Source organism: Mitsuaria sp. 7 (assembly GCF_001653795.1).
Lineage (GTDB): Bacteria > Pseudomonadota > Gammaproteobacteria > Burkholderiales > Burkholderiaceae_C > Roseateles.
Window position 1 is genome coordinate 3,917,086 of record NZ_CP011514.1, and the last position, 23,715, is coordinate 3,940,800.

Below are 23,715 nucleotides of genomic sequence, written 5' to 3' on the forward strand. Positions count from 1 at the left end.
GCGGCCAATGCGGCAGCGAGGAGATCGCGACGGGTCGATGTTTGCGTCATGCCCGATGCTAGAGCTGTACCCACGTGTAATCGGTCCGTTCGTCGCCCGGCTTGGTCTAGACTTTCCCCATCACGGCTTCGAGGGAAGGTCATGAAGGCACTGGTCGCATCGCTCCTCGCCATCGCCTGTTCAACGATGGTCTCCGCGGCGGCCCCTGCCGCCGACCCGCCCTCCCCCGCCTGCGCGGCGAAACGGGCCAGCATCGAATCCCAGATCGCCGAAGCCCAGGCCAAGGGCAACCGCCGCCAGCTCTCGGGCCTGCAATCGGCGTTGGCCGCCAACAAGCGCCATTGCACGGACGCCTCGCTGGCAGCCGCACGGCAACGCGACATCACCGCCGCGACGAAGAAGGTGAGCCGTCGCGAGGCCGACCTCGCCGCCGCGCAGGCCAAGGGCGACGCGAAGAAGATCGCCAAGGAACAGAAGCAGCTCGACGCCGCGCGCGAGGCCTTGTCCGAGGCGCAGAAGCCTGTTCCCCAGTGATGCGGTATGGGCACAGGGGAGCGCCGCATAGCGCCCAACGCGGACCTTCTTTCGGTCCGAAGCTGCCGCTTGTCGCCAAGCCCGGCCGCGGCTCTCCCAGTCGCCCAACTGTTACCGCAACCATCATCGTATTGATCACAATGGCCGGTCCTGCACGCCAGCTGCCGCACCCAACATGACCCTTGCTTTCGCCCGCCGCGCCCGCCGCCTGATCACCCTCCTGTGCCTCGCGGCCGCAACGACGGCGCATGCCGACATCGTCATCGGCCAGGTCGCGCCGTTCACCGGCCCGCAGGCCGTCACCGGCAAGGCGATCCGCGCCGGCGCCAAGCTGTGGATCGACGACGTCAACGCCCGCGGCGGCATCCGCGGCCAGAAGATCAAGTTCGTCACCCGCGACGACGCGAACAAGCCCGAGGACACCGTCCGGCTGGTCAAGGAACTCATCAGCGCGGACGCGCCCACCGCCCTGATCGGCACCGTCGGCACCTCCAACCTCGAGGCCCTCAAGCAGGACGGCGTGCTCGAGAAGTCCCACGTCTCCATGGTCGGCGCGGTCTCCGGCGCCAACAGCGTGATCACCGCGCGCGGCATGTACCCGGTCAAGGCCAGCTACCGCGAGGAGGTCGACCGCCTCTTCAAGCAGCTCAGCGAGATGGGTCGCACCAAGGTCGCCATCGTCTACCAGGACGACGGCCTGGGACGCGACGCGCTCGCCGGGGCGCAGGCGTCGGCGAAGACCTACGGCCTCTCGCTGGTCGCGCAGTCCGGATACGCCCGCAACACCATCGAGGTGGGCAAGGCGGTGGCCGACATGATCAAGCAGGCGCCCGACGTGATCTTCCTCGCCGCGACCACCGCGGCCGCCATCGAGTTCACCGACAAGTACCAGTCCGCGGGCGGCCGCGCCGGCCTGTACGGCATGTCCATCATCGACGTGCAGGCGCTGCTGGCCAAGCTCGGCCCGGACCGCGCCCGCGGCTTCGCGTTCTCGCTGGTGCTGCCCACGGACGACCGCGCGGATCGGGAAGTCGTCCGCGACTACCAGCGCCTGCGCGGCAACGCCAAGGACGCGGACCTGTCCTCGCGCTCGCTCGAAGGCTTCATCGCCGCGCGCGCGCTCGTGAAGGCGCTGGAACGCACGCCGGCCGCCGGACCCGCGGCACTGAGCGATGCCCTGGAACGCGGCTTCGAGACCGACGTCGGCGGCCATCGCCTGACCTTCGGCAAGGGCCCGACCTCGCGCTATGTCGACTTCGCCGTGCTGGGCGCGGGCGGCAAGCTGGTGCGTTGAGCGAAACGCAGCAAGACCCGGAGAGAACGCCCGGCTGAGACGGGGCGCGCCCCGTCAGCGGTAGTGTTCCGCGTCCGCCGGCGGGACCACCCAGCCGTGCTTCCGGTCTTCGTAGACGGACACGGTCGGCGCCGGGAAGCCCGGCTCCGCGAACGCCCCGACGGGAATCGCGATGAACTCCGGCATCGCCTCCATCTCGTAATAGACCGTCGCGCCGCAGGTGGCACAGAAGTGGAAGATCGCGCGCGTGCCTTCGTCACCGGTGATCGCGTAGGTCGACGACGTGCCCGACGGGGTCACGTCTTGACGACGGAACCTGGCCTGCTGGGCGAAGGGTCCGCCGGTCCTGCGCTGGCAGTTCAGGCAGTGGCAGATGGAGATGCGGACGGGCTCGCCGACGACCCGGGCCGTGAGCTGACCGCAACTGCAGGAGGCGAGACGTGTCGTCATGGGAGCAGCCTTCATGGACAGGAGGGTTCATCTTGCCATGCACGCGACAGGCAGGACCGCCGCTTCAGCGCACCACCTCGCCACTCGCCGCCTCGACGAATCCAACGAGCTCCGCATTGAATCGATCCGCAGCCTCCACGAACGGCGCGTGTCCGGCGTCCTCATAGAACGTCGTCCGTATCGCGGGATTGAGCGCCCTCGCCCGATCGGCGGAAGGCTTGGCGCGCACGAGCGCATCCTGCTCACCGTAGATCTGCAGCATGGGCTTGCCCGCACGCCGCAATCCCTGCTCCGCCGCCACGCTCATCCGGTGCACGACGCGCTGCATGTCGAACGACGCCAGCGAGGCATTCGCGAGCAGGCGCTGGAAGACCTCGTCTCCGGGCTGCCGGTGGAAGCACAGGACGATGAATGCGCGTTCGGCGTCGAGTCGCGTGCGCAGGTCTGCGGAGTTCATGTCGCGGTAGACGTCCGGATGCGGCACGATCTGCGCGGGGTCCAGTTCGATGACGCCACCGACGTACACCACACCGGCGACCGCCGCATCGCCTTGCGCCGCCAGGTAGTTCGAGATCACGGCCGCCCCGAGCGACCATCCGACCAGCACCGGCCGCTGCGCGCCCGAGGCGCTGATGACCGACGCCAGGTCTTGCCCCCAACGTCTGCCTTCGACATAGCGCTCGGGCTCCGAGGGCTTGCCGGACTGGCCATGCCCGCGCAGGTCGAAGGTGATCAGCCGATGGCGCTGCAAGGCCGGGCTCCCGACCTGGGCTTGCCAGCTCAGATGGCTGCCGAGCAGCCCATGGACGAAGATCACGGGCGTTCCGGACGGATCGCCGTACTCCTGGACCGACAGGGGCACGCCGTCCGGCGAGACGACCGTGTATTGCCGTGTGGGCGTGGCATCGGCCCGGGCGACGCCGCTCCAGGCGCTCGCGAGGGCCAGCAGCCAGAAGACCAGGAAACGGGCCAGGAGACGGGCCGAGAGACGGCCCGGAAGGCCGCGTGGGACAACAGTCATGAAGGACTCCAGATGAATGGGGAGCCGGACTGTCGAGCCTCACACCCGTGTCAGGGTCAAGCCGCGATGGAAGAATCCCCTATGCCCATTGAGCCCTCTCCTGCCGACGTCCCCGCAGACCTCCGCGCCGACCCGCCCGAGTTCCTCGCCATCGGCGAGTTGTCCCGCGTCAGCGGCGTCAGCGTCCGCGCGATCCGGCACTACGACGATCTCGGGCTGCTCGCTTCGCTGCGGGCCGCGAACGGCTACCGGAAGTTCCGGGCCGGCGCCGCGATCCAGGTCCGCCAGATCCAGCGCTTCCTCGCGAGCGGTTTCAATCTCGAGGAGATCCGGCGCTTCCCCGGCTGCATGCTGGTCATCGAGGGCGCCCTGCCCTGCGCGCAGACCTCACCCGCGCAGCGCGAGCGCCTCGCGGCGATCGAAGCCCAGATCGCCGATCTGGAGCGTCGACGCGCACAGTTGCTGCAGATGCTCAGCCATCACGACGGCGACGCGGCCGACGCCGATGCCGCCCACGGCACCCTCCCGTCCACCGCATACGCCCCACCGCCGCGCACGACGACGTAGGCCGCCAGCGCCGCCATCAGCACCGGGTACTCGATGCCGCGGTCGATCCACGGCCAGGTCGGGCCGAGCGCGACGCAGATGCCGATCATCTCCAGCGTGAACGCGAGCGCGACCCAGCGCGTGCAGAAGCCCGCCGCCAGCGCCACCGCGCCCACTGTCTCCAGCAGCATGACGAGGACAGCCAGCTGCGGCGCGAAGGGCAAGCCCATCACCTGATCGATGAGCCGGATCGAGCCCGCCATCGGATCCGCCATCGATCCGTGCGAGGTCCCCAGCGCCTTTGGCAGGCCATGCGTGAACAGGATGGCGCCGAAGGCGACGCGCAGCAGCGCATATGCCGCCGGCTCGAGGCGGGCGGCCGCGGCACGGAGCGGCGACGCTCGCCGTGAGACCTGGGAGGAAACGGGGGCCATCGCAGGGACTTTCGAGTGGGTGGTCGACCGCATTCTTCGGATCCCGGCCCTGGCCGTCGAGGCGTGCCCGCGAGCATGTGAATTCAACGCGCCCCAACAATGCGCGACGGCCCGACCCGCGGTGGATCCGCAGTGGACCCATCGCAGACCCGTCACCAGGGCAACACCTGGATACCGCGTCGCCAGCCCCCTTGCCATCGGACAACCGCTTGTTTCCAACGAAGCGAAGTTTCCAGGGTTTTCCCGCAAGACACGGTGAAAGCGCTTTCAGATAGTCATGCCGGAGAGGCGGCGGCGCGTCGACGAGCGATCGGCGACGGGCCAGCGGCCCCATTGGCTTACTTGATCTCGGGCGTCGACACCCGGTCCCTGGGACCGGGCCCCCTGGAGACGCCGCCCTGTCCTTCGCGCGCGTCTCCTCCATCACCACTGGTTCCGAGGAGATCCCATGACACGCTGGATTCGATCGCTCGCCGCGGTCGCGCTCGCCCTGACGGGTGTCGCGGCGCAGGCACAAAACTGGCAACTCGTCTGGCAGGACGAATTCACCAACGGCATCGGCCCGCAATGGCGGTTCGAGACCGGCACCGGCTCGGGCGGCTGGGGCAACAACGAGCTGCAGTACTACCGGCGCGAGAACGCGACCATCGAGAACGGCCAGCTCGTCATCACCGCCAAGCGCGAGGACTTCGGCGGCATGCGCTACACGTCGGCGCGCATGACCACGCAAGGCCTGGCGCAGTTCAAGTACGGCCGCATCGAGGCGCGCATCAAGGCGCCGTCGAGCTCCGGCATGTGGCCCGCGTTCTGGATGCTGGGCAGCAACATCAACTCGGTCGGCTGGCCCGCGTCGGGCGAGATCGACATCATGGAACACGTGAATGCCGAATCGGACATTTACGGCACCATCCACTGGCAGGGTCCGGACGGCGGCCACGCCTCCTACGGCGGCCACACGGGCAACAACGTCGCGGACTATCACATCTACGCCGTGGAATGGGACGAGAAGGCGATCCGCTGGTTCGTCGACGGCCGTCAGTTCCACGTCGCCGACATCACCAACAGCGTGAACAGCACCGAGGAATTCCATCGCGACTTCTTCCTGCTGCTGAACCTGGCGGTGGGCGGCAACTGGCCGCAATGGAACATCGACGAGAGCAAGCTGCCCGCGAAGATGTACGTGGACTACGTGCGCGTCTACAAGAAGGATGCCGGCACGGCGTTCTCGACGACGCTGCAGGCGGCCAACTTCGCGCTGCAGTCGGGCATGCAGCTGGAGGCATCCACCGAAGGCGGCCAGAACCTCGGCTGGATCGACACCGGCGACTGGGCGGTGTGGAACCTCAACCTGCCGCAGGGCGGCACCTACACGGTCGAGTACCGCGTCGCCAGCCAGAACGGCGGCGGCAGCCTGCAGCTGGAGATGGCCGGCGGCACGCCGGTATACGGCTCGCTCGGCGTGCCCTCGACGGGCGGCTGGCAGAACTGGACGACCATCTCGCACCGCGTGACGCTGCCGGCCGGCCAGCAGCAGATCGCGGTCAAGGCCAACGGTCCGGGCTGGAACCTGCGCTCGGTGAAGATCACGAAGTCGTGATGCCGTGATCTCGTGATCCCCTCTCGGGGCGGATGACGCGAGGCTCCGGGGTCTGGTCCAATCGGCCGGCTCCGGAGCCTTTTCCATTGCTGCCCCCATTCATGTCTCGTTGGTCCTCACTGTCGCCTCGTCGGCGTTTCCAGATCCGGTCGCTGGTCTGGAGCCTGCCGCTGCTTCTCGCCATCTACGGCGCGAGCACCGGATTCGGTCCGTCCAGCGAGATGGTGGGAAAGGCGGTCTATATCGCCGCGCCGCTCGGCCTGCTGCTCGCCATCACGATGCCCCGCGCGGCGGATCGTCCGCCCCTGCGATTCGGACAGATCGTGTTTCTGGTGCTTGTGGGCCCGCCCCTGGCCTATGGGCTGGCGTTCTTCACGGTGGCGTTCGGCGCTGGCCACCTCATCAACGAGGCCACCGGCCGGCCTGAGACGCAACACTTCGTGGTGGTCGACAAGACCGACAGGCGTTGGAAGTTGCTCCCAGGCTGTGGGCTGAAGATCCGCCTCGAGCATCGAGACAGCGGCGAGCGCGTCACGCCTTGCATCTCCGAGGAACTCTGGAATCGCCTGGCGCTGAAACAGGAGGTCCTGCTGCTGGTGCATGCCTCCTGGGCGGGGACTCGCGCGCTGCGCGACGCCTCGCCCGCCGAGGCCGCCTCGTCCGCGGCTCGCTAAGATCGCCGCTCCTCCACGGCCCGGTCGCTTCCCGATGTCCATCGTCCGCCGCGTCTCGCCGCCGCGCGAGAGTCAGCTCGCATCGACCTACGCCGGCGCGAACCTCGCCGACGCCTTCGCCGTCACGCTCGCGGACGACGCGCCCGACGACGCAATGGCGCTGGCCCGCGCGACGCTGGCCGATCCGCCGTGGTGGTTCCGCGCGCTGCTCGCGATCCGCGACGCAGCCGTGAAACCACTCGGTCTGAAGACCTCGGCGGCGATGCGCCACCACCTCGATGACATCGGCGTCGAGCACGTCGACATCTTCCGCGTGCTCTCCGCCACGCGCGAGGAAGCGATCTTCGGCGAGCAGGACCAGCACCTCGACTTCAAGCTGTCGATCCTGATCCGTCGCGTCGAGGGATCACCGCATCGCGAAGCGGTCGCGACGACCGTCGTGAACTGCCACAACCGGCTCGGTCGCTTCTACCTCGCGCTCATCCTGCCCGGACACGTGCTGGTCGTGCGCTCGCATCTGAAGGCGGCGGCACGGCGCTTCGGCGCCTCTCCTCCGAAGCCCTCAGCGCCGCACCGCGGCTGATGGGGTGAGAATCTCCAGTCACTGGACCAGCGGAAGCGGGGACACGATGGACTGGCGATTGAAGGTGGGCCGACAAGCCATCCTCACGCGGCTGCCGTTCGGTCGGCTGCTGCGGGTCACGAAGCGCAGGCTCTTCGGCTACCGGCCCGATCCGGACAACCTCAGCGACACGCTGAAGAACTGGTCGCAGATGCGGGCGGCGCTGTCGCACACGGGCGGTGTGATCGAAGGCGCCACGGTGCTGGAGATCGGCACCGGCTGGTTCCCGACCATCCCCATCCTGCAGTGCCTGCAAGGCGCCGGGCACGTCTACATGTCCGACCTCAACGCCCACCTGGACGATGTCAGCTTCGCCGCGACGCTGGACTTCCTGCGGCGGGTGGATCCCGCGGACCAGCGGCTGCGCGAGATCCGGTCGCGCAAGGACCTGCCGCTCACCTACCTCGCGCCGTTCGACGTGAACGACCTCGCCGACGGAGCGATCGATCTCGTCACCTCGCGGACCGTGCTGGAGCACATCCCGCCGGACGTGCTGGTGCAACTGCTCAAGTCCCTGCGTCCCAAGCTCTCCGCGCGCGGGCGCATGGTGCATCTGGTGGACCACTCCGACCACCTGGAGCACGCGGACAAGTCCATCAGCAAGATCAACTTCCTGACCTGGCCGGAGCGCAAGCACGCGTGGATCAACCGGCTGACGCGTGAAGGCGAGAACCGGCTGCGGCATCACGAATATCCGCCGCTGTTCGCGCTGGCCGGCTACCGCCTGCTCCTCGAGCAGGACAAGATCCATGAACCGACGCGGCAACTGGCGAAGTCGCTGCCGCTGCAGTGGCGCTTCGCGGCGATGACGCCGGAACAGCTGGCGACGATGTCGTCGCTGTATGTGCTGGCGCCTTGAGGGTCAGCGCAGCTCGTGCAGCACGTCGGGGCAACGCTCCTCATTCCCGGCACCGTCCGAGAAGTCGATCGCCTTGAAGCCATGCCGTTCGTAGAAGGCGCGCGCGCCTTCGTTGGCCTGGAAGGTGTAGAGCCGGATGGGACGAGGCAAGCTCGCCAGCGCGTGCGCGAGCAGCCGCTCGCCGATGCCTTGGCCGGTCCATCCCGGCAGGAGGTAGAGCTGCTCGATCCACGCGGCGTCCTCTTCGCGCGAGGTCGCGAGCACGCCGACGATCCGTGCGCCTTCGCAAGCCACGGTCACCTGGCCCGAGGGCACCAACACATCGCGCACCCAGCCTCGAACCTCGGGGGCCGTGTGGGCCATCGGCGCGTACGGCAGGAACGCCTCACGCGAAGCGATCAGGACGTCCGCCACATCGAGTGCGTCCTCGTCGATCGCCGGTCGCAGTTCGACGGTCATGGCGTCATGCCTCCTCAGTTCAGGCGGCAGGCGCCGCCTTCTCCTGATCGCGCCTGCCGGCGGTGAGCCACAGGATCACCGCGAACACCGCGCCGCCGACGCTGGCGAGTCCGAAGAACAGCATCATCGGCTCATAGCCGGCGGGGTTCTGCGCGCTCGCGCCGGCGCGGTCGTTGAGCCAGCCGGCGACGAGGTTGGCGCCGGCGATGCCGGCGTTCTGCGCGACCCACATCAGCCCGAGGGCCGTGCCGAAGCGCGACGGCGACACGAGCTTGCTGGCCAGCGGCCACATCACCGCGGGCACCAGCGAGAAGCTCACGCCGATCAGCGCGGTCGAGATCCACAGGCTGGCCGAGGTCAGCGCCATCATCGCCATCGCGATGGGCAGCAGCACCGCGCCGAAGGCCAGGAACGGCGCGTAGCGGCCGAAGCGGTCGCACAGCCAGCCGAAGGCCGGTGTCGCGAAAACGGCGGCCAGGAACACGTAGCTGTTCATCGCGCCGGCCGAGGCCAGGTCCAGGCCGTGCGCGTGCTGGAAGTACTTGATCGAGAAGGTGCTGCGGAACGCGAGGATCACCGAGTACCAGAGCACGCACAGCGTGAGCAGGTACCAGTAGGCCTTGCCGAAGTGCAGCAGGTCGCGCCACACGAAGGGCTGCGCCTGCTTCTCGATCTCGCCCTTGGCGGAGGCGGCGATGCGGCGGTCCATCGCCCAGTAGGCCAGCCCCGCGGCGAAGGAGGCGGCGGCCATGGCGGCGGCGATCATCAGCGGCGGTTGCCAGCCTTGCGCGTAAGCGGCGGGGAACCAGGTCGGCGACATGTCCGAGGAGAACGACCCGAGACGACCGATCGACAGTGCCAGGCCCATGGAGAGCGCGACCTTGCCGCCGACGAAGTACTGGGCCAGGGCGGCCAGCGTGGCGATGCCGAAGGTCTCGGCGCCGATGCCGAACAGCAGCCGTCCCGCGGCCATGCCGGCGAAGTTGGGGCTGAGGGCCGTGAGCAGCGCGCCGAGGAAACAGACGGCGGCCGTCCAGAGCGTCATGCGCGCGGCGCCGAAGCGGTCCACGAGCACGCCGCCGACGAGGATCAGCACGACGTTGGGCAAGCTGTAGATCGCGTTGAGCAGGCCGATCTGCTGGTCGCTGAAGCCGCGCTGGCTCTGCAGCGCATCGGCGACGGGTCCGATGGAATCGTAGACGTAGTAGTTGCCGTACAGCGACGCGGCGATCAGGGCGCACACCAGCCACGCGGTGGCGCGGCTCGGGGACTTGTCGTTCATGAGGAGGGCCTGGGGAATCCTGGGCGGTCGTGGAGGACCGAAGGGGCGGATTCTGGAGCAAGTCGGGCGGCGGGAGGACCCGCGGCGACTCGTCGTTTCCCCGGATCGCCCTGGGCATGGGCCCTGGAACGTGAAGCCGGCGTTAGGCGCCGATCGGGTACCGTTGTGGTCAGGTGAGAATCATCGCTCGACCGGAACAGCCACGACCACGACGACGGGCCATTGGATGCTGAACGAACTTGAACTCACAGGACGCGCTCGGACCCATGTGACCCAGCACGACGCCCCACGTTTCGCCGCGCAGCCCGAGGCGGTGGAGGCGTTCCTGGCCCTTCGCGAGGCCGCGCATCGCGACGGCATCGACCTGGTGCCCTACAGCAGCTTCCGGGACTCCCGGACGCAACTCCGGATCTGGAATGGCAAGTTCAGCGGCAGCAAGCCGCTGTACGACGAGCAGGGCCGGGCGCGCGACTTCAGCAGGCTCACGCCGCCCGAGATCGTGCGCCACATCTTGAACTGGTCGGCGCTTCCAGGCGCGAGTCGGCATCAATGGGGCACCGAAATCGACGTCTTCGATGGCGCCGCGGTGCCAGCGGACTATGTGCCCAAGCTGCTGCCCGAGGAAGTGACGCCGGGCGGCGTGTTCTTCGAACTGCACCGTTGGCTCGACACGCACATGGGGACGTACGGCTTCGTGCGCCCCTATCGGCGCTTCAACGGCGGCATGTTCCCGGAACCCTGGCACCTGAGCTACCGGCCGCTATCGACGCTGGCGCTGGAGCAGGTCTCCGTGGACCTGCTCACGCGAGTCATCGCGGAGGCAGACATCCTCGGCAAGGACCTGGTGCTGGAGATGCTGCCGGAGATCTATCGGGATCACATCTGCAACGTCGATGTGAGCTGACGCCCTTCGTCGGAACTTCGATCGGGGCGTCCCGGTAACCACCCGTAAGCACCGCTGTCACGACGCGACATTCCGCGACGCAGCCACCCATCGGTGGGGGCTGGGTTCACCCGCATTTGGGATAAGGTCCGGGCCGTTCCTCAGGAGATCCTCATGGCATTCGCGCGTTCCTTCGCCTCCATCGGCCCTTCCCTGCCCCGCGTGGGCGGCGTGATCGCCGCTTGCGTCGCCGTGGCGATGCTCGCCGGCTGCGGCAAGCAGGGCGCGACGCTGGGCGACGGCAGCTCGGAGATCACCGGCTCCGCCGGTCCGGCCGGCGCCAACAAGGCCAACCGCGAGCTGATGAAGTGCGACGCGCCGGTCGCGACGCTGTCGCTGATGGAGAACCCCAACGGCTACACGATCAGCGCGCCCAACGGTCTGCCGAATTCGCCGCTGCCGCTGGTGCGCCTGCTCGCGCAGCAGAGCGGCTGCTTCCGCGTCGTCGATCGCAACTCGGGCCTGAAAGCCACGATCCGGGAACAGGAGTTGAAGGACTCCGGCATCCTGCGCAAGGAAGGCAGCACCGTGCAGAAGGGCAAGGGCTATGAAGCCCAGTACACGCTGATCCCGAGCCTGACCTTCAGCGAGCAGGACGCGGGCCGTCAGGTCGGCGGCATCCTCGGGATGATCCCGGTGCTCAACAAGTTCGTGGGGGCGGCCGAGCACATCAAGCTCAAGGAAGCGCAGGTCGCGCTGCTGCTGACCGACAACGAGACGACCGAGCAGGTGGCAGCTGCGACGGGCTCGGTGCGCGTCACCGACCTCGGCATGGGCGGTCTGGTGCTGGGCAAGCTCGGCGGCGCCGCCGGCGCGGGCTGGGCCAACAGCAATGAAGGCAAGGTCATCGCCGCGGCGTTCCTCGACGCGCACAACCAACTCGTCGTCCAGGCCCGCATGCTGCAGGCCAAGGACCTGCCAGATCCGGTGCCGATGAAGAAGGCCGGGGACGCGAAGAAGGCAGCCGCGGGCGCGTGAGTCGATCGCTGCGGGGGTAAGAAGGCTTCAGTACTTCCACCGCCGCTGGCCCTCACCCCTGCCCTCTCCCGCTTGCTGTATGGACCGAGGACATGGGTGACAGGTGTGCCAGGACATGGGTAACAGGTCAGGTCCAGGTTAGTCAGCCTGGCACAGGTCAATCATGCGTACTTTTTGATGGCAGAAGAAGACATCGAAGCTGCCATCAAGATCCAGGTGAGGTCGTAGGGCTACAGGCTGGCCGATGAGGCCTCTGCCGACGCGGTAGGTGTTGCCTTTGAAGGCGATCCGTCCACCGTATCCGACCCGGCGCACGATGGCGCCATCGCCATATTCGACGGGCCGCAAAGAGCTTGGCATCGAGCGCGGGCTGGCCGCGTAGCGGCTGGCTGGCGTGTCCATGCCCAGCGCTTGATGCGGGCGCTTGGCGTTGTACAGATGCCGCCACTGGATGAAGTGGTGCTGGGCATCGTCCAGGTCCTTGAAGTGCCGACTGGCCAGCAACTCGGCTTTCAGGGTGCGATGGAATCGCTCGTCCTTGCCGTTGGTCTGAGGATGCATCGGTCGGCTGTGGCTCAACCGCACTCCCAAGCGAATCAGCCAGACGCCCAGCTCGGTGAGTGCTCCGCGCGTCGGCGAGCCCCAGGGCGGACCGTTGTCGGCGTTGATGCGCTCAGGCAGCCCATAGCGCTCAAAGGCGCGCTGCAGACCGGCTGCACGGACTCTAGCCGCTCGTTACTCAGCGCTTGCAGCACGATGTTGAAGCGCGAGTGATCGTCCAGCACGGTCAGCGGATGGCAGCGCTCAGTGTCGGTGGCGAAGTGGCCCTTGAAGTCCATCTGCCACAGTGCATTGGGCGTCTCGTGCTCGAAGCGCTGCCATGCCGTCGCGGCCTGGCTTGCTGCCGGGTCGATCAGGCCGTTTCGGCGCAGCACCCAGTTGGCTGTGCTGGCTGCTACGTGCACACCCAGATCGCGCGCCAGCACCTTCGCGATCTTGCGACCGCCCCAAGCAGAACATTCGGCCCGCACTGCAAGCACCTGCGCCTGCAGCTGTTCGGGCGTACGAGTCGGCGAGGTGTGTGGTCGCCGAGATCGATCCTCGAGATCGTCTCGGCTGAGCCACTTGTAGCCTGTCTTGCGGCTGATCCCGCTGCGTCGACATAGCTCGCTGATATTGGCGCCAGGCTGTCGGGCCAGTCGAACAAATTCCTCTCGTTGATCCTTCACGGTGTCTTGGCTCCAGGGCAACTTCGTCCTCCCGCTGACTAGGCGGGAAAAGTGTCACCCATGTCCTGGCACGCCTGTTACCTATGTCCTCGGTCCCATACAGCAAGCGGGAGAGGGAGTAAGAAAGGTGGCGCCATCAGAAGGTCAGCTCGGTGCACTCTCGCTCCCTCTCCCGCTTGCGGGAGAGGGTGGGGGTGAGGGCCAACCCCTGTCGGCAAGTCACCCTACGCTTCAAGTCGGAGCTGCCCAAATGCAGCCGGGACATGGAAGTTCGCCTTCTCGCTGCCCGTCGGATTCCAGGCGCTGAACTGCCGCGACTCCTTGTTCCCCTCGACGCGGAACAGGTTGATCCGCCAGCCGTCGAGCGACTGCGCCCCGCGCGGCATCGGCACGACGAGTTCCGCCGTCCACACGCGGTGGTACTCGTCCACCGACGTGCGCGCCCGGCTCTCGCCGATGAAGCGCTTGCGGCCCTGACCTCTCACCTCCAGGTCCATCGTCAAGCCGTTCGGCGAGACCTCGACCTCGCGGTAGCGGTCCGTGCCCGCGTCCTGCGGCGCCTGCAGGAACACCTCGACGACGTCGCGCTCCCACAGCGGCCAGATGTCCGTCGCGGAGACCTCGCGCTCATACGTCGTCAGCGCGTTGTAGCGGCTGCTGAAGCGCAGGTGCAGCGCGCCGTCCGCATGCAGCAGCTGCACGCGCGTCGACTGCGTCCCGGTCAACGGCCGGCCGCGCCAGTCGTGCGCGAAGAACAGCGCAGGCGCGTCCTCCCACGCCGATGCGAGAGCGAAACCATCGCGCCCGATCAACCGTGACGGCAGCCGCGCGGCCCGCGCCAGCGGACGCTCGATCGCCGACGTCAGCACCGCTTCGATCAGCAGGTTCTCCTTGAAGCTCACCTTCAGCGTCGGCTTCGCCGCGTCGACCGAACCCAGGTCCACGCCGTTCACGTAATCGCGGATCTTCCACACGCCGGGGCCGAGCCCGCGCAGCGTCACCGTGCCGTCGAAGGTCGGCGCGTAGAACGCGTAGTGCATCACCCCGTTCTTCTCCACGACGTGCGTCTCCGGCTTGTCGAACGCGATGTCGTAGAGCTCGCCGCGATAAGCGCCGTCGGACAGGCCCTTCGCGTTGTGCGCGGTGATCCACTTGCGCCAATGCGTCTCGCGCTCCGGCGTCAGCAGGAAGGAGTCCTTCGGCTTCGGATCTTCCGGCCACGTGAACTTCGTCGACACCACCGCGCCGACGCCCACCGAAGACGCGAAGTCCATGCCGCCGGTCGACAGCTCGACATGGTCGCCGGCATACGCCGACCAGCGCCCCATCTGCGCCTTCAGCGCCTTGCCCTTGTGCCGCACCTGCCAGCTCGACAGCGGGTCCGAGGCCGGTGCCTGGTCGATCCACGGCATGTTGTGGAACGCGTAGCTCGTGCCGCAGGGGCAGACCTCGACGACCGCTTCCGGATTCACCGAATGGCAGGCCTCGAACATCACGCGGTAGAAGTCCGCCATGTGCTCGTACGAGTCCTCCGGCTTCTTGTGCTGGTGCCTGGGGTTGAAGCACGGCGCGACGCCGTTCAGATGCTGGCCGTCGACCTTGACGCCGTCGAAGCCCCAGTCCTTGATGATCTTGCGGAACATCGCCGCCGTGCGCTCCTGCGTCCCCTTCGCGCCCGGGCACAGGTAGAGGCAGTTCCACCACGTGATCATCTGCGGCGCGCCGTTCTGGTCGAGCAGCAGCAGATCCGCGTGTTCATGCAGCTCGTCGCTGCCCGGCGCCACCGCCAGCGGCGCGATCCACAGCCGCGCCTTCATGCCGCGCGCATGGATGTCGGCAACCAGCGCCTTCATGTCCTCTTCGCCGCGCGGGAACTTCTTGAGGTCGATGTCGAACCAGTCGCCCGTCTGGCGCTGCCAGCCGTCGTCGAGCACCGCCCACTTCAGACCGAGCTCCTGCGCCTTCGGCAGCGTGGCGCGCACGCGCTCCAGCGAGAAGTCGCGCTCGTAGCCCCACGCGCACCAGACCGCGTCGTGCGCGCTGCGCGGCGGCTCCGGCGCGATCAGGCCTTGCGTGTTCATCAGCCGCCGATAGCGGTCCAGCGGCACGAAGCAATCGCCCTCGTGCACCGCGACGAAGGCCAGTGGCAGCGTCAGCGTCTCACCCGGTGCGAGCGTGCGCGGCTCGTCGCCGCGCAGCGCGATGTCGACCTGCTCGCCAACGGCTTTCACCGGCAGCGAGACCAGGCGCGGCAGCTTGTCCAGATGGCCGACCGCGACACCCAGGTCGCGCCGCCACACGTCCACGAGCGGCGTGCCGCCGCCGTAGTCGGACGAATCCATGCCGAGGAAGTTGCGCTGCTCGAAGCCGCGCTTGACCGGCTGCATCCAGTCGCGCCGGTCCGTGTGCGTGGAGCCCGAATAGGTCCACCACCCGCCCGCATGCCGCGGCGCCGCCAGCAGGCGGTGCGAGGCGACGGTCCAGCCCTGGACCAGCAACGGCTTGTCCGAGCGGTTGATGAAGGCGACCTCGATCAGCGCGACGCCGGGGTGCTCGTCGAGCAGCGTGACCGTCATCGTCTTCTCGACGGCGGCACCTTCGGCCTTGCCGGTGAGGGTCAGGCGTTGTCCCGCGCCGAACGGCGTGGCGCCGCTGCTCGGGACCGCGCTCGTCAGCGCGAAGCGTTCGAGCGTCCGCGACGTGGTCGGCGGCGGTGCGCCAGCCGCTTCCGCGCCGAGCGCCGCGGCCGCAGCACCAGCCGCCACGGGTTTCAGTTCAGCGATGACGATCTGCTCACCCGCGTCGAAGCCGGTCAGCGCCAGCGGACGCGCGCCGCCCAGCCGGACGATCCGGCTGCGCATGCGCTCGTCGAATTGCAGCGAGAGCCGCTCGTCCTGCAGCCGCACGTGGCCACGGCCCAGGTCCGCCGCGCGCGCCGCCGCGGCCGCACCGGGCGATGCGACGGTGGCGGCCAGCGCCAGCTTCGGCGTGATCGTGGCGACCGGAGCCGCCCCCAGCCATTGGAGGAACGCGCGGCGCCCGGTCATTGAGCCGCCTTCCAGGCGGTGGGGTAGCTCCGCTCGGCGTTGAGGTGGTACAGCTTGTCGACGACGTCCTTGGGCAGGCCCAGGCCCTTCACCGGTTTCTTGAGATCAGACACCTTGAACGACTCCTCCGTGTTGAAGTAGCGCCAGTGCATGCGCCACACCGGCTCGACTTCCTTCAGCAGCTCGGCCCCCGATTGTTGCGGCGGTTGCGAGATGTCGGTGCCGTACATCAGACGGTCCTGATACTTGATCATGAAGGCGCGCACCTTCGCGCGGTCCAGCTGGCTCTGGTACTGCAGCTGCCCGATGCGCGCGGCCAGGTCGACCTTGGCCAGCGGGAAGCGGTCCAGGAACGCGGCCAGCTCGTCGACGTTGCGCTCCAGCGAGGCCATGTGCATGCCGACGAACTTCAGCTTCGGATGCGCCGCCACCATGCGGTCGCGCGCGGCCATCTGGTCTTCCCAGCTCGGCATCTCCGGGTGCAGCGCCATGTGGTACTGCGGGTGGTGCGCGAAGTACTCGCGGTCGTTGATGACCGTCATCTTGTCCAGCGGCAGCCAGCAGTTGTGCGGCTCGCCCTGGTGGCCCAGCATCGTGATGCCCTTGTCCTCGAAGTAGGTGAACAGCGGCGTGAAGCGCGCGTCGTCGATCATGACGAGCTGGCCCTGCTTGTCGCGCAGGCTCATGCCGATGTTCTTCCACACCTTCACGCCGACCGCGCCGGCGCGCAGGCCGGCGTCGACGCGCTGTTTCGTCGCGTCGAGCCAGCCCGGTTGATCCGACGTGTCCGACGAGAAACTCACCGCCCAGGCCACGTCCGCCGGACGCGCCTTGCGCAGCTCGATCGCCGCCTGCTGCTGCTCGTCCAGCGGCGGGAAGTCCGGGTAGTCGACGTTGATCGTCAGCACCTTGAAGCCGAGCTTGCGCGCGGCGTCGATGAACGCCGGATCGGCGTTGTGCAGATGCACGTGCGAATCGATCTTGGTGACCTTCGCGAAGTCCGCCATCGTGTAGCGGGCTCCATCGTTGTCCTTGGACTTCGGCGCCGCCAGGACGCCTTGAGAGGCGGCCATCGCGACGGCCGTCAGTGCAGCGCTCAGCAGGGCCGGCAGCGCGGCGCGGACGGGAGTTCTCGTCATGTGGGTCATCGGTTCAACATCAGTGGAAACAGTGGAACCATCAGCAATGGGACCACTGAAAACAGGGGAGGAAGGTCAGTTGCAGCTGTAGCGGTAGGCGTCGTCCAGGTCCAGCGGCAGCACCAGCGTGCGGATCTTCGCGGCGGTCATCTTCGTGCAGAGCTTGTCGCGCGCGCCATTGGTGTTCTTCTTGTACTTGGAGGCGTACTCGGCGTTGAACACGGGCTTGTTCTTGCTCGTGAACACCGAGTAGCCGCCGCACTCGTCGTACTGGTTGCACTGCTCGTTGACGGCCATGTCGAAATACGGCTCCAGCTGCGCCAGCTGGTCGACGTCGTTCTTCAGCGCGATGGCCAGGCCGCGGCCGTGGGCGGCGTTGGCGAGGTACTTGTTGTAGTCGAGCTGCGTCGCGGCCGTCAGCGGGAAGCCCGTCGAGTTGGTGTAGCCGTCGACGTTGTCCGGCTCGACGCCGTCACAGCCCTTGGACACCGCCAGGTCCAGCCGGCTGAGCATCACCGCGCGCACGTTGGCCGAGCGGGTGTCCAGCCACTTCTCGCCGGCCCAGCCGTCCAGCGCCTTGCCCATGTCGGCGGCGTTGAAGCTGCCGAAGTCGGCGCGCCAGTTCTCCGAGCTGCCGGCGGAGAAGTAGCAGACGACCTTGCGGCCCTGCGCCTTCAGCCCGGCGATGGTCTGCGCGGTGGTGTCGAACAGGTCGATGTCGTACACGGCCACGTTGTAGCCGGTGTTGAGCGTGCCCGTCAGCTGCCACTGCCAGGTCGTGTTCACGCCGGGCTTCCACCACGACTGCGCTTGCGCGCCGGTCGCGGCGGTGAGGCCCAGCGTGAGCGCGGCGGCGGTGGCGAGGCCGGTGGCCATCGAACGGATCAGCGATCGTTTCATGAGTTCTCCTGGGATGCGGCCGGCAATGCGGCCTGCTTGTTGTGGAACGCCCAACGTCCTCTCAAGAACATCCCGACTCGAATGCGGCGACCGGATGACGCCGGCTGGATGGCCCAGTCCGGCGTCTCCCGTCTGTCCTGCTTGCTTGTCTTGCCCGTCTGTTTTTCTTCTTCGATCAGCGCAGCGTCAGAACTTGATGCTCGCCCCGAGCGTGAAGGCCCGGCCCCAGCGGTTGTAGCCCTGCGGCAAGGTGATGTTCCCGTCGCCCAGCGTGTACTCCTGCTTGGCGTCGGTCAGGTTGCGGCCCTCGATGGAGACACGCAGCCACTTGTTGACGTCGTACGCGGCCTGCGCGGTCAGCCAGGTGATGGCCTTGGCGCGCTCGTTGAAGCCTGGGCCGATCACGTTGATCGCGGACACGAACTCGTCCGTGTGGTCTGCCGTGGCGCTGATGCTCCACGGGCCCTTCTCGTACAGCAGGCCCAGCGAGGAGGTCGCCGGCGCGATGCCTTCCAGCGGGCGCTTCTCGCCGCCCACCCAGCTGTCGGAACGGTTGCGCGTGTACTGCGCGCGCACGCCGAAGCCGTTGTCCCACAGGTGCTGGAAGCCGATCTCCATGCCGCGGACCTTGGCCTTGTCGCCGTTGATGGGCTTCATCACGTTGAACAGGTGGCCCGGCACGCCGATGTCGACGCCGGTGGTCCAGCTCGTGGTGATCTGGTTCTTGATGTCCTTCTGGAACACCGCGAAGGTCAGCGCCGAGTTGCGCGCGTAGTACCACTCCAGCGAGGCGTCGTACTGCTTGGCGCTGTAGGGCTTCAGATCGGCGTTGCCGCCGAAGACCTGCGTGAAGTCGCCCCAGGCGACGCTGGCCGTCGTGCTGGTAGGCGCGAGCTGCTCGACCGACGGACGGGCCATCGTCTTGGCGGCGCCCAGGCGCAGCTGCAGCTTGTCGGTGAAGTGCCAGACGAAGTTGGCCGAGGGCAGGCCGTAGGTGTACTCGGCGTCCTGGCTGATCTCGGTCGGGTCCGCGTAGTGGGCCGTGTAGTTGAACGGGCCGTTCTCGGTCAGGCCGTCGATCTTGGCGTCCCAGGCCTTGGCCGTGGTCTTGGTCTTCACGAGGCGCACGCCGACGTCCGCGTTCCACTGCTCGCCGGAGAGGTCCGCCTCGACGAAGAAGGAGGTCGTCTTCTCCCGCACGCGGTAGCTCTGCAGCGGGTTCCAGACCGGACCGGCCTTGCTGAAGTCGTAGGTGCCGCCGTCCGGACGCGGCTTGCCGTTGTAGGCCTGCAGCGCCGCCAGGTAGTTGGGCACGTCGAAGCCCAGGAAGGAGCGCGGGAAGCTGCCGCTGACGCCGTTCATGAAGTTGGGCGGTGTCAGGTGCTCGTTGAGCACGTTGCCGCCGAGCTGGCCGACGTTGATCGCGTTGGTGCCGGAGTAGTAGTTCTCGCCCGCGTTGATCGCGTTGTCGACCAGGTCGCGGTTCTTGTCGCGCCGCGTGGCCTGCACGCCGAACTGGATCTGGTCGACGTTGAAGCGGTCCACCGACAGCGTGCCGTTCAGCGTCAGGCCGCGGATCTTGTCGTCGATGTTGTCGCCGCTCAGGCCCAGGTAGTGGGTGTTGAAGTCGCTCGGGCCGAAGGCGCCGCTGGCCAGGCCGGAGATCAGGTCGCGACCGTCGGAGAAGGTCGTCTTGATGTCGGGCACCTGCGAGCCGGTCAGGTTCACTTGCGTCACGTTGGGCTGGTTCATGCGCAGCACCGTGTAGGTGTCCTGCCCGCCCGAGTGGCGCTTGGAGGTCGACTGGTAGATGTCGCCGTTGAACTTCAGCGACTCGGTGGCCTTCCACTCGGTGTTGATGCCGTAGACGGCGCTGTCGACGACGCGGTGCGTGGTCAGGTTGAGCAGCTCCGGATTCAGCATCAGCTCCGGATCCGTGCTGTCCATCGTGAAGCCGGTGACGACGCCGTTCTGGGTCTTGATGTTGGACCAGCGGCCCGGCGAGAACAGCGTGTAGAAGGACTGCTGATAACCGACCTGCGGCGAGTTCAGCCGCGTCTTGATGCCGTCGACGGTGACCTTCAGCGAATCGCTCGGCCGCCATTCGACCTTGCCGGACAGGGCGGTGCGCTTCTTCTGTTCCTGGATGGTGCCGACGCGGAACTGGCCCGGACCGATCAGGCCTTCCTCGTCCTTGTCCAGCACGCCGTTGCCGTTCGGGTCGATGTTGCCGCCCCAGGCGTTGCCGGTCCAGTTGGCGGCCGGATCGGAGATCGGGTTGCGCGTCCAGCCGCCGTCGTTGCCGGCCGTGTCGGTGCGGACCTTGCGGTCGGCGTAGACCACGCCGAACAGCACGCCCAGCTCCTTGCCGAAGGTGTTGCTGTAGGTGGCCGAGATCTTGCCGCCGTTCAGCTTGGACATCGTGTTGCGGTCGCCTTCGACGCGCAGGATGCCGTGCTGGCCGGGCTGGTCGAAGGGGCTGGCCGAACGCAGGTTCACCAGGCCGCCGATCGCGCCTTCCATCACCGAGGCCTGCGCGGACTTCACGACGTCGGCGCCGCTGATGATGTCCGAGGGCAGCACGTCGAAGGCGAAGTCGCGGCCTTCGCCGTCGGTCGCGAGGATGCGGTTGTTGAAGGTCGTGAGCGTGTATTCGGGACCCAGGCCGCGGACGCTGACCTTCTGGCCTTCGCCGCCGGCGGTGCGCGAGATCGACACGCCGGTGATGTGGCTCAGCGAGTCGGCCACGTTGTCGTCGGGGAAGCGGCCCAACTCGGTCGCGCTGATGCTGTCCTGCACGCCCGACGCGCTGCGCTTCAGATTCAACGAGCGTTGCAGGCTGGCGCGGGTGCCGGTGATCTCGACGCGGTCCAGCGTCGTGTCGGCTTCCTTGGCCTTCGCGTCGGCCTTCGATTCAGCGGGCTGGGTGTTGGCAGGCGCCGAGGCGGCCGCGGCCGGCGGCTGGACCTGCGCCTGGGCCAGGCCCACGGCGGTCAAGGCGGCGATCGCGGCGGCAGCGGCAATGGGCCGCGGCGCAAATCCGGCATTCAAGAGGGAGGACAGGGGAGCTCGCATCTCAGGTTCCTTTTGTTGGCTTGTCCGCTGCCAGTCCTGGACCTCGACCGGCTTGGCGCAAGTCTAAGCAGTCTTTCGAATAATTTCGCATATCGTTTTTACCGACGTTTATTCTTTCGAATTGATGACTATCGAAAGAATTCGAGCTACACATTCTGACGAATGCACCGCGACGGCGCCCGTCGTGTCCGGGTTTTCCCGCAAAATGCGCCTGTTCGGGGCCGCGCGCCGTTTCTTCCGTTGTGTTTCCGGTTTGCTTGCCCTATTCTTTCGTTCGAAAGCTTCCGACGATCTCCGACACCGCCGGACCGTCGAGACCCCTCCAAGAAAGAAAGCGATCCATGCAACGACATTGGCTGACCTACGCGCTTGTCACGACCCTGTTCTGGGGTGCGTGGGGCGCGCTGACGGGCTTGTCTTCCGAACGCGGCTTCCCCGACACGCTGGTCTACGTCGTGTGGGCGCTGACCATGATCCCGCCGGCCGTGTTCGTGCTGGCCCGCGCGGGCTGGAAGCTGCAGCGCGACCGGCGCGCCGTGATCCAGGGCCTGACGGTCGGGCTGCTGGGCGCGGGCGGGCAGATGCTGCTGTTCCGCGCGGTCGAGTCCGGCCCCGCCTACCTGATCTTCCCGATCGTGTCGCTGTCGCCAGGCGTGACGATCGCGCTGTCCTTCGGACTGCTGCGCGAGCGTACCGGCAAGCTCGGCGTCGCCGGCATCGTGCTGGCGCTCTTCGCACTGCCGCTGTTCGACTACCAGCCCGGCCAGCAGAGCCAGGCGCTGGGACTGTGGTTCGCGCTGGCCGTCATCGTGATGGCCGCGTGGGGGCTCCAGGCCTTCTTCCTGAAGACGGCCAACAACGCCGCCAGCGCGGAGAGCATCTTCTTCTACATGACCCTCAGCGCGCTGCTGTGCATCCCCGCCGCGCTGTGGATGACGGACTTCTCCAAGCCGATTCCCTGGGGCTGGAACGGCCCCGGCCTGGCCGCCGTGATCCAGGTGCTCAACGCGATAGGCGCGCTCACGCTGGTCTACGCCTTCCGCTACGGCAAGGCGCTGGTCGTCTCGCCGCTGGTCAACGCCGGCGCCCCGCTGCTGACGGCGCTCGCGTCGATGGCGATGAGCGGCGCCGCGCCCGGCGGCTTCAAGCTGGCCGGGGTCGCGCTGGCGCTGCTCGCCGCGCTGCTGCTGGCCCTGCAACCCGAAGGCGACGCCAACAAGACCTGACCCCAAGGTCCGCGCCCGCCCCACCCTCATTCGACAGGAAGGATTCCCCTTGAAGCTCATGCTCGATCTCGTGCGGCGCCACAAGCAGTCGTCGACCTCGTTTTTGAACGGTCCGGGCGTCGGCACGGCCGTTCCGGCCATCGGCATCCCCTCGATGTGCTCGGCCCATCCCGTCGTCATCGCCGCGACGCTGCGCGAGTGCGGTGCGCTCGGCCGCCCCGCGCTGATCGAGGCGACCTCCAACCAGGTCAACCAGGACGGCGGCTACACCGGCATGACGCCGGTCGACTTCCGTCGCTTCGTCGAAGCGATCGCGAAGGCCGAGGGCGTGGACCCCGGCCTGCTGATCCTCGGCGGCGACCACCTCGGCCCGAACGCGTGGCGCAAGCAGCCCGCGGCGCAGGCGATGGCCAAGGCGGAGGTGATGGTGGCGCAGTACGTCGCGGCCGGCTTCCGCAAGATCCACCTCGACTGCTCGATGTCCTGCGCGGACGATCCGGTGCCCTTGTCCGAGGCCGAGATCGCCGCCCGCGCCGTGCGCCTGTGCCTGGCGGCCGAAGCCGCCTGGCGCGACACGCCGGACCGCGGCGAGCCGCCGGTCTACGTCATCGGCACCGAGGTGCCGGTGCCCGGCGGCGCGCACGAGGACCTGGAAGACCTCGCGGTGACGTCGCCGGAAGCCGCGGGCGCGACGCTGTCGTTGCATCGCGACGCCTTCGCGAAGTCCGGTCTCGATGCGGCCTGGGAACGCGTGATCGCGATGGTCGTGCAGCCGGGTGTCGAGTTCGACCACCACAAGGTCATCGACTACCAGCCGGAGAAGGCGCGCGCGCTGAGCGCGTTCATCGAATCGCAGCCCGGCCTGGTCTTCGAAGCCCACTCGACCGATTACCAGACGCCCGAGCGCCTGGCGCAACTCGCGCGTGACCACTTCGCGATCCTGAAGGTCGGCCCCGGCGCGACCTTCGCGCTGCGCGAGACGCTGTGGGCGCTGGCCGCCGTCGAGCGCGAATGGCTGGGCCCGCAGGCCGGCCAGGAGAACCTGGTCGACACGGTGCTCGGCGTGATGCGCGCGGAGCCCGGCCACTGGGCGCCCTACTACCAGGACCCCTCGCGCGTGCAGGTCGACCTGGCCTACAGCCTGAGCGACCGCATCCGCTACTACTGGGCGCATCCCAAGGTGCAGACCGCCTGCGCGGCGCTGCTGGACCGGCTGGAGCATTCGCCGCCGCCGCTGACGCTGCTGAGCCAGTTCCTGCCGCGCCAGTACGACGCGATCCGCGAGGGCCGCCTGCGCAACCGTCCCGCGGAGCTGCTCCGCGACGGCGCCGCGCAGTCGCTGCGCCCCTACCTCGCGGCCTGCGCCGCTTGAACGACAGAACGCCTGAACGTCCGGACGCCTGAAC

20 protein-coding genes and 1 pseudogene are annotated in these 23,715 nt (G+C 67.8%); 11 read left to right on the top strand and 10 right to left on the bottom strand.

Going from position 1 to position 23,715, the window contains the following annotated elements; genetic code table 11:
- Positions 1–141: 141 nt before the first annotated feature.
- Entirely contained in the window at positions 142–534 is a 393-nt protein-coding gene (locus ABE85_RS28040) for a DUF1090 domain-containing protein (RefSeq protein ID WP_067277217.1), read from the top strand.
- Between the two features lie 175 nt (positions 535–709).
- A complete protein-coding gene (locus ABE85_RS17150) occupies positions 710–1,828 on the top strand; it encodes an ABC transporter substrate-binding protein (protein WP_067277220.1) in 1,119 nt (372 codons plus the stop codon).
- A 54-nt stretch (positions 1,829–1,882) separates the two neighbouring features.
- On the opposite strand, the gene ABE85_RS17155 is transcribed toward ABE85_RS17150, so the two are convergent.
- Both ABE85_RS17155 and ABE85_RS17160 read right to left on the bottom strand, forming a co-directional pair.
- Positions 1,883–2,278 (bottom strand): GFA family protein, encoded by a 396-nt coding sequence (locus ABE85_RS17155; RefSeq protein ID WP_067277223.1) that lies wholly within the window; start codon positions 2,276–2,278, stop codon positions 1,883–1,885.
- Between the two features lie 64 nt (positions 2,279–2,342).
- On the bottom strand, positions 2,343–3,299 hold the full coding sequence (locus ABE85_RS17160; RefSeq protein ID WP_067277226.1) for an alpha/beta fold hydrolase: 957 nt from the start codon (positions 3,297–3,299) through the stop codon (positions 2,343–2,345).
- An 81-nt stretch (positions 3,300–3,380) separates the two neighbouring features.
- Here ABE85_RS17160 and ABE85_RS17165 point away from each other — a divergent pair, with 81 nt between their 5' ends.
- Positions 3,381–3,866, top strand: a complete 486-nt coding sequence (locus tag ABE85_RS17165) for a MerR family DNA-binding transcriptional regulator (RefSeq protein ID WP_067277234.1) — start codon at positions 3,381–3,383, stop codon at positions 3,864–3,866.
- Here ABE85_RS17165 and ABE85_RS17170 read toward each other — a convergent pair.
- A complete protein-coding gene (locus ABE85_RS17170; protein ID WP_067277237.1) occupies positions 3,779–4,279 on the bottom strand; it encodes a DoxX family protein in 501 nt (166 codons plus the stop codon). The genes ABE85_RS17165 and ABE85_RS17170 overlap by 88 nt on opposite strands.
- A 448-nt stretch (positions 4,280–4,727) precedes the next feature.
- On the opposite strand from ABE85_RS17170, the gene ABE85_RS17175 reads away from it, so the two are divergent.
- The 4 genes from ABE85_RS17175 to ABE85_RS17190 all read left to right on the top strand — a co-directional run bounded on the left by ABE85_RS17175 (position 4,728) and on the right by ABE85_RS17190 (position 8,031).
- Positions 4,728–5,876 carry a carbohydrate-binding protein gene (locus ABE85_RS17175; RefSeq protein WP_067277240.1) on the top strand — a complete coding sequence of 383 codons (1,149 nt, stop codon included), beginning with the start codon at positions 4,728–4,730 and terminating at the stop codon, positions 5,874–5,876.
- Positions 5,877–5,977: 101 nt separating this feature from the next.
- Positions 5,978–6,550, top strand: a complete 573-nt coding sequence (locus ABE85_RS17180) for a hypothetical protein (RefSeq protein WP_067277244.1) — start codon at positions 5,978–5,980, stop codon at positions 6,548–6,550.
- A gap of 34 nt (positions 6,551–6,584) precedes the next feature.
- On the top strand, positions 6,585–7,133 hold the full coding sequence (locus tag ABE85_RS17185) for a DUF2867 domain-containing protein (RefSeq protein ID WP_067277247.1): 549 nt from the start codon (positions 6,585–6,587) through the stop codon (positions 7,131–7,133).
- 46 nt (positions 7,134–7,179) lie between these two features.
- A complete protein-coding gene (locus ABE85_RS17190; protein ID WP_067277250.1) occupies positions 7,180–8,031 on the top strand; it encodes a class I SAM-dependent methyltransferase in 852 nt (283 codons plus the stop codon).
- A 3-nt stretch (positions 8,032–8,034) separates the two neighbouring features.
- On the opposite strand, the gene ABE85_RS17195 is transcribed toward ABE85_RS17190, so the two are convergent.
- Entirely contained in the window at positions 8,035–8,490 is a 456-nt protein-coding gene (locus tag ABE85_RS17195) for a GNAT family N-acetyltransferase (RefSeq protein ID WP_067277254.1), read from the bottom strand.
- A 19-nt stretch (positions 8,491–8,509) separates the two neighbouring features.
- A complete protein-coding gene (locus tag ABE85_RS17200) occupies positions 8,510–9,772 on the bottom strand; it encodes an MFS transporter (RefSeq protein ID WP_067277262.1) in 1,263 nt (420 codons plus the stop codon).
- A gap of 268 nt (positions 9,773–10,040) precedes the next feature.
- On the opposite strand from ABE85_RS17200, the gene ABE85_RS17205 reads away from it, so the two are divergent.
- Together ABE85_RS17205 and ABE85_RS17210 are read left to right on the top strand one after the other, a co-directional pair.
- A complete protein-coding gene (locus ABE85_RS17205; protein WP_231993112.1) occupies positions 10,041–10,676 on the top strand; it encodes a M15 family metallopeptidase in 636 nt (211 codons plus the stop codon).
- Between the two features lie 237 nt (positions 10,677–10,913).
- Positions 10,914–11,693, top strand: a complete 780-nt coding sequence (locus ABE85_RS17210) for a CsgG/HfaB family protein (RefSeq protein WP_231993321.1) — start codon at positions 10,914–10,916, stop codon at positions 11,691–11,693.
- A gap of 138 nt (positions 11,694–11,831) precedes the next feature.
- Here ABE85_RS17210 and ABE85_RS17215 read toward each other — a convergent pair.
- The 5 genes and pseudogenes from ABE85_RS17215 to ABE85_RS17235 all read right to left on the bottom strand — a co-directional run bounded on the left by ABE85_RS17215 (position 11,832) and on the right by ABE85_RS17235 (position 21,083).
- Positions 11,832–12,943, bottom strand: a pseudogene (locus tag ABE85_RS17215) (IS481 family transposase).
- A gap of 203 nt (positions 12,944–13,146) precedes the next feature.
- Positions 13,147–15,969, bottom strand: a complete 2,823-nt coding sequence (locus ABE85_RS17220) for an alpha-galactosidase (protein ID WP_067277271.1) — start codon at positions 15,967–15,969, stop codon at positions 13,147–13,149.
- Positions 15,966–17,108 carry an amidohydrolase family protein gene (locus tag ABE85_RS17225; RefSeq protein WP_067277274.1) on the bottom strand — a complete coding sequence of 381 codons (1,143 nt, stop codon included), beginning with the start codon at positions 17,106–17,108 and terminating at the stop codon, positions 15,966–15,968. Before ABE85_RS17225 ends, ABE85_RS17220 begins: the two co-directional genes overlap by 4 nt.
- 75 nt (positions 17,109–17,183) lie before the next feature.
- Complete coding sequence (locus tag ABE85_RS17230; protein ID WP_157522553.1) at positions 17,184–18,008, bottom strand: endo alpha-1,4 polygalactosaminidase; 825 nt, start codon at positions 18,006–18,008, stop codon at positions 17,184–17,186.
- Positions 18,009–18,194: 186 nt separating this feature from the next.
- The gene (locus ABE85_RS17235) at positions 18,195–21,083 is read right to left on the bottom strand and encodes a TonB-dependent receptor (RefSeq protein ID WP_082938699.1); all 2,889 of its coding nucleotides are present in this window, start codon (positions 21,081–21,083) and stop codon (positions 18,195–18,197) included.
- Positions 21,084–21,424: 341 nt separating this feature from the next.
- On the opposite strand from ABE85_RS17235, the gene ABE85_RS17240 reads away from it, so the two are divergent.
- On the top strand, positions 21,425–22,309 hold the full coding sequence (locus tag ABE85_RS17240; RefSeq protein ID WP_067277276.1) for a DMT family transporter: 885 nt from the start codon (positions 21,425–21,427) through the stop codon (positions 22,307–22,309).
- A gap of 58 nt (positions 22,310–22,367) precedes the next feature.
- Positions 22,368–23,681, top strand: coding sequence for a D-tagatose-bisphosphate aldolase, class II, non-catalytic subunit (locus ABE85_RS17245; protein ID WP_067282966.1), 1,314 nt, complete (start codon positions 22,368–22,370; stop codon positions 23,679–23,681).
- The last annotated feature ends 34 nt before the right edge of the window (positions 23,682–23,715 follow it).